The following is a 12109-nucleotide window of genomic DNA, read 5'->3' as shown; positions in this document are numbered from 1 at the left end:
TATTCATAGTTTATCTTTGTTATATTAATTTATAATAATATTTTTAAATTAATATAAATTAACTACCTTAGGTTTTTTATAAGATAATTAAAATAAAAAATGATTGTAGAGTTTAATTTCATAAAAATAGTTACCAGTTATAGACATATACTCTTTTTATTTTCAATTAATTTTCAACTTACAACATTAGCATAATAACAAACAGTTTATAATTTAATAGAAATAAAAATCAGTAAGTTAATTTCACTTCATTATCTAACATGAAAATTAATTTATTATTTTCATCTGTCTTAACTGAAATATTAGCACCATTACCATATTGATCACGAATAACACAATCCATTTTTTCCTCTTTTTTACTAGAAGAAAATGGAACTCCAAATTGTATACTATAAGTCCAAAAACATAATCCTGACCTTTCGTGATTTTCTGATATTACTGGGATTGGTAATATATTATTAAAATGAAAATTTTTTGTATAATAATCAGAAAAACGGTAAGAAATAGATTGATCCGTTGATGTACTTATTGATTGATAATTACCATTATGAACATAATAAAATTCTTTATTTTCTTCACATTCTGCGAATGTTGTTATTTCTCCTCCACTACCATTAAATGCAAGGTAATACTTAGACAGTGTTCCACCTGGTATCGATACATTTTTCTCTACCACTGGGTATAATAACGGATCGATATCCATATCCTCTTTTGTAAAAACTCGTGTTGGTAAAACTGTTAATGTTACAACACTCTGGCGATCTCGGTTAAGATCACTTCTAAAGGCGGTTGTATATTCTTTACCATTTATATTACATTGCGCACAGAGTTTGAAAGGATCCATGATTTTATCAACAGAAACATACCATACACATTCTGAAAGATTTCTTTGAACAAAAATATTTTCACTTTCAGGATAAACATAACCTTTTGACTCTCTAGAAATATGTATATCTTGATTTAACGGCTTATTACTATCATCAACGATACGAATATTTTTATACATTTCCTCTTCTGAAATTTTAAAATGTTTAGATTCTTTATCTAACACATACAAAGAAACACCGATAGGAACTTGATGCTTACCATTGACATAAAGATTTGATTCTTGATATATATAATTAATATAAAATGTAAATTGTATTACTTTATTAATATCTTTCCAACCACCTGTATAATATTGGATTTGTTCATCACCTGATACAACTGTATCCCCTTCAACAATAGCATCATTTGAAACAATTACATTACCTTCAATTTTTGCATTACCTCGAATAATAGCGTTACCTTTAACAATAGCGTTTTGTGTAACTACAGCAGAATCATATATTGAGGCATTATCAGATACTTTAGCATTACCTGAAATGATCGCATTATCATAAATTTTAGCATTATTTGATACTATTGCATTTTCTGTCACTCTCGCATTACCAAATACCATAACATCATCATAAATAAAACAACCCTCTTCACGACTTAAATTACTTTCATTTTCAATCCATCCTCCTGGACTACCAGTATAAACTCTTTTTATTTTAAATAAAGTAATTCCATTATATACTTTGGATTCATTAGTAATAATATATTTCTTCATAATATACCTTTTTATTTATTTTAAATTAAGGTTAAAAAATATTAAAAATAAAAACCAATTACAATAATATAAAAAAATGAATCAATCAGATAGAATTAAATAAAAAAAGAAATATATTAATTTAAAATAGAAAGGCAGTATTTAAAAATTAAACACTGCCTTTTATAAAAAATTCAATATTTTATATCTGTTATTAGAATATTATTTATAACATATTTCTAATAACATAATGCAATATACCACCATGTTGGAAATAAGCTAATTCAGTTTGGGTATCAATACGACAACGTGCCATTATAGTTTCATGACGGTTATCAGCAAAAGTGATATTAACTGCAACATCTTGTCCTGGCGTTAAATTATTAAGACCCGTTATCTCAATCTTCTCATTACCTTTTAAACCTAATGTTTTACGTGTCACGCCATTTGGAAACTCTAATGGTAAAACACCCATACCAATTAAGTTAGAGCGGTGAATACGTTCAAAAGAACCCGCAATAACCACACGCACACCTAATAAACGTGTTCCTTTGGCTGCCCAATCACGACTAGAGCCAGAACCATATTCATTACCCGCTATAATCGCCAGCGGTGTTGCATCTTGCTGATAACGCATCGCTGCATCATAAATGGCTAATGTTTCACCTGTTGGAATATAACGCGTAAATCCACCTTCTACTTCAGGCACCATTTCATTACGAATACGAATATTGGCAAATGTACCTCGCATCATCACTTCGTGGTTTCCCCGTCTTGAACCATAAGAGTTAAAATCTTTAGGTTCTACTCCATGTTCACGTAAATAGCGTCCTGCTGGGCTGTCTGCTTTAATATTTCCCGCAGGGGAAATATGGTCTGTAGTAACTGAATCACCTAAAATCGCGAGAATATTAGCTTGATGGATATCTTTAATAGGAACTGGCGTTTTAGTCATACCTTCAAAGAAAGGAGGATGGCGAATATAAGTAGAATCTGGCTGCCAATTATAAACTGGCGTATTTTGTGTTTTCAGTGATTGCCAAGTTTCATCACCATCAAATACCGCCGAATACTCTTTATGGAACATTTCCGTTTTCACTTTTTCAACAGCATCAGCTATTGCTTTACTATCAGGCCAAATATCTTTTAAATAAACCGGATTACCTTGTTTATCTTCCCCTAATGGCTCTTCGGTTAAGTCAATATTCATATTGCCTGACAATGCATACGCGACAACCAATGGAGGAGAAGCAAGCCAGTTGGTTTTTACTAACGGATGAATTCGTCCTTCAAAGTTACGGTTTCCCGACAACACGGCACCAATGGTTAAATCATTTTCTTTAATTGCCGCTTCAATAGGTGCAAGTAAAGGCCCTGAATTACCTATACAAGTGGTACAGCCATACCCCACCAGATTAAAACCTAGCATATCAAGATAGGGGGTTAATCCTGCTAGTTTTAAATAATCTGTGACAACTTTAGAACCTGGCGCTAATGATGATTTGACCCAAGGTTTACGCTGTAAGCCTTTTTCTACTGCATTTTTAGCCAGTAAGCCTGCCGCCATTAAAACATTAGGATTCGACGTATTGGTACATGATGTAATTGCTGCGATAACAACAGCACCATCAGATAACTCAAAAGTAGGTTGTGAATCGATTTTAACTTGAGGAAACTGAGTAAGCGGTTTCTTATTGGTTTCAAGCTCAACGGCCGCTTTAAACGCTTTGGGTACATTAGGAAGATTAACACGATCTTGAGGACGCTTAGGTCCTGCAAGACTTGCTTCAACCGTTGCCATATCTAACGATAAGGTTGAGGTAAATATTGGTTCATCACCTACATTTCGCCATAAGCCTTGCTCTTTGCTATATGCTTCAACCAAAGCAATTTCATCTTCTTCGCGCCCTGTAAGACGCAGATAATCCAACGTAATATTGTCGATAGGAAAAAAGCCACACGTTGCGCCATATTCTGGTGACATATTGGCGATAGTTGCGCGATCCGCCAAGGGTAAAGAGGCTAATCCATCACCATAAAACTCAACAAATTTACCCACAACACCATGAGCTCTCAGCATTTGAGTCACTGTTAAGACTAAATCAGTTGCTGTGATCCCTTCTCGTAATTTACCGGTTAATTTAAATCCAACAACATCAGGAATAAGCATTGAAATAGGCTGACCTAACATCGCAGCTTCTGCTTCAATACCGCCAACACCCCAACCTAATACACCTAAGCCATTTATCATAGTGGTATGTGAATCTGTCCCCACTAGCGTGTCTGGGTAAGCAACATTACGACCATTTTGCTTTTCATGCCAAATCGCTTTACCAAGGTATTCAAGGTTTACCTGATGACAAATACCCGTTCCTGGTGGTACAACCCGAAAACGTTGAAACGATTGCTGCCCCCAACGTAAAAAGAGATAACGCTCATAGTTACGTTCCATCTCTATTTCTACGTTGTCTGCAAATGCATTTTTTGTTGCGTATTCATCTACCATTACCGAGTGGTCAATCACTAAATCAACGGGTGATAACGGATTAACCTTCTCAACCTGACCACCCAGTGATTTGACGGCTTCACGCATTGCGGCTAAATCTACAACCGCGGGAACGCCCGTAAAATCCTGCATTAAGACCCTTGCTGGTCGATATGCAATTTCACGATCTGCATGAGCTTTTTCCTGCCATGTAACTAATGCCTTGATGTCATCTTCAACGACCGTATTGTCATCAAGATAACGGACTAAGTTTTCTAATAACACCTTTAGAGATTTAGGAAGGCGTGTGATGTCTCCTAATTGGCGAGCAACTTCAGAAAGACGGTAATACTCGTATTGATGAGTGCCAACTAAAAGCGTAGAAAGGCTCTCTTTTTTTAAGCGTAACGACATAGCTCCTCCTTCTTATTTTTATACTGACAGCAATCTAAACCATCAAAATAGGTAAGGTTATCTATTAAACATACCATATAAAGGGGTATTTCGCTTAAAGATCACACAATTTGTTAAGGTGATGTTATCGCCATTATGTCGCTAATAAAACTTAATCTCTTTTTTTAAAGCTGATTAGGATTAAATGGCTAGGTTATAGCCAAGAAAAGGATAATAAAATATGAATAACCACCCCCCTGAATTACTGAAAAAAATCATAATGGCTGAAAGTTATTTTGCAGATCCCATCACACCACCTTTTCCACAATCCGTTGCAATTAACTCACTACATACACAAAATTTAAAAGATACCGAAGGTTTAGTGCAATTTATTATTGCGTCACCAAAAACTTTTAATCAGACAGAATTAGCACGCATGACACAATTAAAAGATATTCAAATCGCACTTATTTCAATTATGGCTAATCATCTTCATGCGTTAAAAAAACATGATGAGCAAGCGTATTATCATCCTGAACACTGGTTAGAAACGTTAAACCATTTACCGCTTTTAGGTAGAAATAAAATAGAGACAAAAAAATTAAATAAACAAACCTTCGATTTTTCTGTTGCTCAGGCTTTTGTCCAAATATTACTGGGAGCCGCAATTAATGTGGCGTCGCCCTCATTAAATGAATTTATCGAATTTTTACGTAAGCAAGGACAACAAATAGAGATTGGATTACGACACTCTTTTGATAGTTATAAAACCATTACCATTGCAGGTGTGACAGAAATATTAAATCATAATAATCATCTTATTTTTGTACCAAAGCTAAAAATTGTTAGTCTGCGTTTTTCAACACAATCTGCAAAAATGTTATTAGCTAGCTGTACAGGGCGAAAATTCACCTTATCTTTGGAATACACCACTATTACGTCGGTGTTTGATGCAGCGGCCCTTGACGATCCACTTATTAACCAACGTTTTTATGCTTTTTTGCAGAAATATCGTCAGCTTAGTATTGAAAAATCAGATGCCTTTTTTAGTGGGGATTTTTATCTAAAATAAAATTATTTTTTAACTTTTAACAACGCTTGAAGGCGGGAAATCCCCGCCCTTCAGTATTAAACTTTGTCAATATCAAACCAGAGGTAGCTCAATATCTTTAAATAACTCATCAATTTCTTCATGAGTACGTAATGCCACCGCTTGCTCTACCAAATTTCGGGTAAGATGAGGTGCAAAACGCCACATAAAATCGTACATATAGCCACGTAAAAAACCACTACGACGAAACGCAATTTTAGTCGTGCTATAACTAAACTTATCTCGCATATCAATAGCAACCAAATCGCTATCAAGTACAGGGTCAAATGCCATACTGGCAATAACACCAATACCTAAATGCAACCTCACATAAGTTTTAATGACATCGGCATCTGTTGCAGTAAAGACAATTTTAGGTTTCAAACCTACTTTACCAAATGCATCATCAAGATCAGAGCGCCCAGTAAACCCGTGGGTATAGGTGACAATATCATAGCAAGCTAGCTCTTTAAGAGTCACTTCTCGTTTTTGCGCTAATGGATGATCTTTAGAAACCACGACAATACGGTTCCAACGATAGCAAGGTAGCATAACTAAATCGTTATAAAGATGCAGTGACTCTGTCGCTATCGCAAAATCACTTTTTCCTCTACAGACATCTTCTGCAATTTGCGTTGGAGAACCCTGATTCATATGCAAAGAAACATCTGGGTAACGCTCAATAAAACCTTTAATTACTGGAGGTAATACATAACGTGCTTGTGTATGTGTTGTCGCAATAGAGAGCGAACCACGATCAGGATAAGTATGTTCACCGGCGGCAGATCGAATAGCTTCTGTTTTAGATAATATTTCACGAGATAGTCTTACAATCTCTTCACCTGCTGGTGTCACATGCGTTAAATGCTTACCACTACGAGAAAAAATTTGTATACCTAACTCATCTTCTAGCATACGGATTTGCTTACTGATCCCCGGTTGTGAGGTATACAAACGTTCAGCCGTGGTTGAAACGTTTAAATCGTTATTTACAACTTCAACGATATAACGCAACTGTTGTAATTTCATAGAGACGCTATCCCTTTAACAAAAAACGTATTATTCTGTTATTCCATTTATATTGATATAACTAAAAAGAATAATAAAGATGTAATATATAACCACTATATCACTTATTTCATTTCGGTCTAACGTAATTGATAAGGTTATTTATCCTTGGTTATATTAAATAGTTATAAGCTATAAGAATATGTACAAAAATAAAGCCGACCAAAGCCAGCTTTAAAATTAGGTTAATTTGTTGTCAAGAAGGCTATTTAATTACACCACACGCCATTCTAGCACCGCCGCCGCCTAATACTTCAGGGTGATCAGAATAGTTATCACCCCCCATATGGATCATCAGTGCTTTATCTTTTATCTGTTCCAATTTAGTGAGTCTTGGCGCTAATACAGCATAATCAGCCACACCTTTATCACTCACAACCAAACCAGGTAAATCACCCAAGTGTCCATCTTTATTATAAGGACCTAAATGCGTGTCTTTATTTTCTGGATCTAAATGGCCACCCGCTTTTAACGCAGGAACAGGTTTACCCTCTTTCATATCGGGCTCACATGAGCCGTTAGCATGAACATGAAAACCATGAATGCCGGGTGCTAACCCATTAATTTTAGGCGTAAATAGCAAGCCATAATCTGTTTCAGTGATGGTAACAACACCGATATCATTTCCTTCTCCCGTAGGTAATGCTTCTTTTAACGTAACATCTAATGTGGCTGCACTTGCTGCTATTGAGGTAAATAAAAAACCTGATAATAACCAAGGTGTCAGTTTCATAGTATCTCCATTTTATAATTAGTAATTTAAACTATCGATTAAACAAAAATTTACTGTTAATACTATTTTAATCTACCTTAACTAGCATAACTGTAGATGCAAAAAAAGCGACTAACTCACGCTAGTCGCTTTTTCATTTATCGAGATATGTCAAAGTTATTTGGTTTTTTCAACCCATTTGCCATCTACATAAAATGCAGACCAGCCAGTTGCTTTGCCATCTTTTTCTGAAGAAACATATTGCTGCTTTGTCTTACGACTAAAACGCACAATGGTCGGATTACCCTCAGGATCAGCCACAGGTGCATCTGCTAAATAACGCAGTTTTTCTGCCAATCTATCTTTAAAACGAACCAATTCTTCAACTTTAGGTGCCCGTGTTTCTCGCGATTTCGGGAAGGTATTCGCCGCTAAGAAAACACCTGCTGCGCCATCTCTTAAGACAAAATAGGCATCTGATTTTTCACACGGTAATTCAGGAAGCGGTACCGGATCTTCCTTCGGTGGTGCAATTTCACCACTTTTTAATATTTTACGTGTGTTTTTACACTCATCATTGGTACAACCCATGTACTTACCAAAACGCCCCATTTTCAGGTGCATTTCAGAACCACATTTATCACACTCAATAACAGGGCCTTCATAACCTTTTAAGCGGAATTCCCCTTCTTCTACTTCGTAACCATCACATGCTGGATTATTACCACAAACATGTAATTTACGGTGAGTATCGATAAGGTAGCTATCCATTGCAGTACCACATTTCGGACAACGACGGCGTGCTCGTAATGCGTTTGTTTCTGCATCATCCCCTTCAAGAATATTCAGTAATTCATCTTCAGGGATAAGGTTAATGGTTTGCTTACAACGTTCTTTAGGTGGTAATGCGTAACCTGAGCACCCTAAAAATACACCTGTTGTTGCCGTTCTAATTCCCATATGGCGAGAACATGTTGGGCACTCAATAGAGGTGATAATCATTGGGTTTGGTCGCATACCGCCTTCTTCCGGATCTTTCTCTGCAACTTCTAATTGCTGACTAAAGTCTTTAAAGAACGCGTCTAATACCGCTTTCCAATCTTCTTCGTTATTTGCAACATGGTCGAGATGATCTTCCATTTGCGCAGTAAAATCGTAATTCATTAAATCGCTGAAGTTTTCTTCTAAACGATCTGTAACAATTTCACCCATTTTTTCTGCATAAAAACGGCGATTTTCTACTTTTACATAACCACGATCTTGAATAGTAGAGATAATCGATGCATAGGTTGAAGGACGACCAATGCCACGTTTTTCTAATTCTTTAACTAACGTTGCTTCACTAAAACGCGCTGGTGGCTTAGTAAAGTGCTGACTTGGCTCTAATTCAGATAATGATAACGTTGCACCTACATCAACAGCAGGTAAGGTTTTATCTTCATCTTTACTACGCATAGCCGGCATAACTTTAGTCCAACCAGCAAAACGTAAAGTACGTCCTTTAGCACGTAATTTATAATCACCTGATTGCACAGTTAACGTTGTTGAATCATATTTTGCCGGTGTCATTTGACAAGCGACAAATTGATTCCAAATCAGTTGATATAAACGCTGAGCATCGTTATCCATATCTTTTAACGATTCAGACGTTACGCTGATATCAGAAGGACGAATAGCTTCGTGCGCTTCTTGTGAATTCTCTTTGCTTGAATAAACATTTGGCTCTTTAGGCAAATATTTACTGCCAAATTTTTCACCAATATAATCACGCGCCATTTGAATTGCATCCTGACTTAAATTTGTCGAGTCAGTACGCATATAGGTTATATAACCGGCTTCATAAAGGCGTTGTGCTAACATCATGGTTTTCTTCACACCAAAGCTTAAACGCGTACTTGCGGCTTGTTGGAGTGTTGATGTAATTAATGGTGCACTTGGTTTGCTTGATGTTGGTTTGTCTTCACGATCTTTTACAACAAAAGCGGCATTTTTCAATGCATCAACAGCAACCTGAGTATCAGTCGCTGAAACTGGGTTAAAAGGCTTATCGTTGTAATGCGTAACTTCCATACGCAACTTTTGCTCATCGGGTGTAAGCAAAGAAGCATGTAATTGCCAATATTCTTCAGGAACAAAGGCTTTAATTTCACGCTCACGCTCAACTAATAAGCGAACAGCCACAGACTGCACGCGACCCGCAGATAAACCACGCGCCACTTTTTTCCAAAGCAAAGGAGAAACCATATAGCCAACCACGCGATCCATAAAACGGCGTGCTTGTTGCGCATTAACGCGATCTATATTTAATTCACCCGGCGTTTGGAACGCCTGTGTAATTGCATTTTTGGTGATTTCGTTAAAAACCACACGACTAAATCTATCATCATCACCGCCGATAACTTCGCGCAAATGCCACGCGATAGCTTCTCCTTCGCGGTCGAGATCCGTCGCGAGATAGATGTGATCGGCTTTTTCAGCCAATGATTGAAGCTCAGCAACCACTTTTTCTTTGCCGGGTAGAATTTGATAATTCGCATCCCAGCCATTATAGGGATCAACTCCCATGCGGCTAACTAAGGCTGATTTCTCATCCTTTTTTACTTTTTTTACTTTTACGCCTTTCGTGGCGGATGAGTTTTCGCTCTTCTGGCTGCCAGATCCACTCTTTGGCAAATCACGAATGTGACCTACGCTGGACTTAACCACGTAGTCATTGCCTAGATATTTATTGATCGTTTTGGCTTTAGCCGGGGACTCCACGATAACAAGAGCTTTACCCATAATTACCTTTACCTAATTAAACTTTGTCATGACGGCATCATTCAATGCCATCAACTCAGAAAACTTTTAGAAATCTCTTTTTTATATTGCGTTAGTTTTGCAATATATCAACCTGTTTTTATTCAAAGCTTTTGTTTAAACGCAAAACTCGTTAAATTTTTTGAGGTATTTTAAACACCTCACCACTTTTTTCAGGTAACAGATAACACACTGTTTGCTACATATAGAGTAGCTGAGTTTTAAAAAAGCCACACTCTACCTGATAAAAAGTGAGGCGCAACAAATTATTTTTCTAAGGAGCACAAATTATGTCAAAACAAACTACACCGATCACAACAGAGATGCTACTTGAAAAAGCGAATAAAATCATACGTGAACATGAAGATTATTTACAAGGAATGCGTGCTGATTCTGTTGAGCAAAAGGGTAATGTCCTCGTATTTAAAGGTGAGTTTTTTTTAGATGAGCAAGGCTTACCTACAGCCAAAAGCACAGCTGCATTTAATATGTTCAAACATTTAGCACATCTATTATCAGACAAATACCATTTAGAATAAGGTATTTTTTAAATTTAACTTTACCCTGACCATTACAGTTAAAATAGTGAGTAAAATTACGTCATTTAATTATTTTTATATCGGAATACATATACATCAAATAATGAATTGTTTTTATGCATTCATTATTTGAATAATAAAAGGCGGAACTAAACTAGAGAGTTTAATATTTACATGATGAAATTCATGAAGAATTGATGCTGTTGCTAGGATCACTATGGTGATTGTTTTGGTAAAGAGCACCTTACGATACTGGAGAAGATAACACTTCCCAGTATCGTAAAATCACGACTTAGACAAATTTGATATCATTATTACACCAATGGTTTTTGGCCACGTTGTAACCAACGCATCATCAGTTTATCTACGCTTTCCATTGCACCACCCGTAACGCGCTCAACCATGCGTTTTTTGGTTACATATTGAACAGAAAACACTTCATAATCATTGATGCGGTTAATTAACCAGTCGTCACTCACACCAATTTCATCAATTAAACCTCGGTTTAATGCTTCTGAGCCATACCAATATTCACCCGTTGCGACGCTATCAATATCTAATGCTGGGCGATATTTGTGCACAAAGGCTTTAAACAATAAATGTGTTTCATTCAAATCTTGTTTAAACTTCTCACGTCCTTCATCGGTATTTTCACCCATTAAGGTTAGTGTACGTTTGTATTCACCTGCGGTATGTAATTCTACATCAATATCATTTTTCTTTAGTAAGCGATGGATGTTAGGAATTTGTGCTACTACACCAATAGAACCAATAATTGAAAATGGTGCTGCAACAATGTTATCCGCAACACATGCCATCATATAACCGCCACTTGCAGCGACTTTATCAACAACAGCAGTAAGTTTAATGCCTTTATCTTTTAAACGCGTTAATTGAGCAGCAGCTAAACCATAACCATGTACCATGCCACCTGGACTTTCAAGGCGCAATAACACCTCATCGCCCGTTTGAGCAACAGATAAAATAGCACTGATCTCTTCACGTAATGCACCAACTTCATGGGCATCCATACTGCCATTAAAATCTACTACATATAAACACGGTTTTATAACACCTTTTTTACCTTCTTTGGCGTCGTTCTTACTCTGTTTATTCTCTTTTTTCTGCTGTTTTTTAAATGCTTTAGACCAAACTTTTAACTCCGCATCATCCATTCTCGCTTGTTGCATGATGCGCTGTTTTTCTTGGTAAGCTTCGCCAATATCCGTCACCTTTAAAGTGCCTTTACGATTTTGCTTTTTATTACCAATAATGACAAAAAACAATACAATAGCGATGATAGCCACAACCACTGTGACAATTTCGGCTAAAAATAGCCCATATTGCAAAATATACTCCACAAAGACCTCTTTTTAAGGTTAATCAAACTAATTGAGATATATGCGCCCTAGTTTAACGAAATTCTGCTTTAGCGCCACCTGCTAAAGAA

At 36.5% G+C, this 12109-nt stretch carries 8 protein-coding genes; 2 read left to right on the top strand and 6 right to left on the bottom strand.

Annotation, left to right across the window (positions count from 1 at the left end):
* Positions 1–229: 229 nt before the first annotated feature.
* Positions 230–1594: an LbetaH domain-containing protein gene (locus tag M997_RS09235; RefSeq protein ID WP_064719832.1), complete on the bottom strand. Its 1365-nt coding sequence runs from the start codon at positions 1592–1594 to the stop codon at positions 230–232.
* A 205-nt stretch (positions 1595–1799) separates the two neighbouring features.
* Positions 1800–4472: an aconitate hydratase AcnA gene (acnA, locus tag M997_RS09230; RefSeq protein WP_064719831.1), complete on the bottom strand. Its 2673-nt coding sequence runs from the start codon at positions 4470–4472 to the stop codon at positions 1800–1802.
* Between the two features lie 220 nt (positions 4473–4692).
* On the opposite strand from acnA, the gene M997_RS09225 reads away from it, so the two are divergent.
* On the top strand, positions 4693–5523 hold the full coding sequence (locus M997_RS09225) for a hypothetical protein (RefSeq protein WP_064719830.1): 831 nt from the start codon (positions 4693–4695) through the stop codon (positions 5521–5523).
* Between the two features lie 72 nt (positions 5524–5595).
* Here M997_RS09225 and cysB read toward each other — a convergent pair whose 3' ends face one another.
* From cysB to topA, 3 genes are all read right to left on the bottom strand, one after another.
* The gene (cysB, locus tag M997_RS09220) at positions 5596–6570 is read right to left on the bottom strand and encodes an HTH-type transcriptional regulator CysB (protein ID WP_064719829.1); all 975 of its coding nucleotides are present in this window, start codon (positions 6568–6570) and stop codon (positions 5596–5598) included.
* Positions 6571–6814: 244 nt separating this feature from the next.
* Positions 6815–7342 (bottom strand): superoxide dismutase family protein, encoded by a 528-nt coding sequence (gene sodC / locus M997_RS09215; protein WP_064719828.1) that lies wholly within the window; start codon positions 7340–7342, stop codon positions 6815–6817.
* Between the two features lie 156 nt (positions 7343–7498).
* Positions 7499–10102 (bottom strand): type I DNA topoisomerase, encoded by a 2604-nt coding sequence (topA, locus tag M997_RS09210; protein ID WP_064719827.1) that lies wholly within the window; start codon positions 10100–10102, stop codon positions 7499–7501.
* A 308-nt stretch (positions 10103–10410) separates the two neighbouring features.
* Here topA and M997_RS09205 point away from each other — a divergent pair, with 308 nt between their 5' ends.
* Positions 10411–10659, top strand: coding sequence for a YciN family protein (locus tag M997_RS09205; RefSeq protein WP_064719826.1), 249 nt, complete (start codon positions 10411–10413; stop codon positions 10657–10659).
* Positions 10660–10973: 314 nt separating this feature from the next.
* Here M997_RS09205 and sohB read toward each other — a convergent pair whose 3' ends face one another.
* The gene (sohB, locus tag M997_RS09200) at positions 10974–12020 is read right to left on the bottom strand and encodes a protease SohB (RefSeq protein ID WP_064719825.1); all 1047 of its coding nucleotides are present in this window, start codon (positions 12018–12020) and stop codon (positions 10974–10976) included.
* Between the last annotated feature and the right edge of the window lie 89 nt (positions 12021–12109).

It is taken from the genome of Proteus hauseri ATCC 700826, from assembly GCF_001654965.1.
Classification (GTDB): Bacteria; Pseudomonadota; Gammaproteobacteria; order Enterobacterales; family Enterobacteriaceae; genus Proteus; species Proteus hauseri.
The sequence above is the reverse complement of the archived record's forward strand: the minus strand, read 5'-3'. Positions and strand labels throughout refer to the sequence as shown.

What these genes read in the sequence shown, in the direction of transcription:
- M997_RS09235 (WP_064719832.1), bottom strand. Translation starts at nt 1,594, where the DNA reads ATGAAGAAATATATTATTACTAATGAATCCAAAGTATATAATGGAATT.
- acnA (WP_064719831.1), bottom strand. Translation starts at nt 4,472, where the DNA reads ATGTCGTTACGCTTAAAAAAAGAGAGCCTTTCTACGCTTTTAGTTGGC.
- M997_RS09225 (WP_064719830.1), top strand. Translation starts at nt 4,693, where the DNA reads ATGAATAACCACCCCCCTGAATTACTGAAAAAAATCATAATGGCTGAA.
- cysB (WP_064719829.1), bottom strand. Translation starts at nt 6,570, where the DNA reads ATGAAATTACAACAGTTGCGTTATATCGTTGAAGTTGTAAATAACGAT.
- sodC (WP_064719828.1), bottom strand. Translation starts at nt 7,342, where the DNA reads ATGAAACTGACACCTTGGTTATTATCAGGTTTTTTATTTACCTCAATA.
- topA (WP_064719827.1), bottom strand. Translation starts at nt 10,102, where the DNA reads ATGGGTAAAGCTCTTGTTATCGTGGAGTCCCCGGCTAAAGCCAAAACG.
- M997_RS09205 (WP_064719826.1), top strand. Translation starts at nt 10,411, where the DNA reads ATGTCAAAACAAACTACACCGATCACAACAGAGATGCTACTTGAAAAA.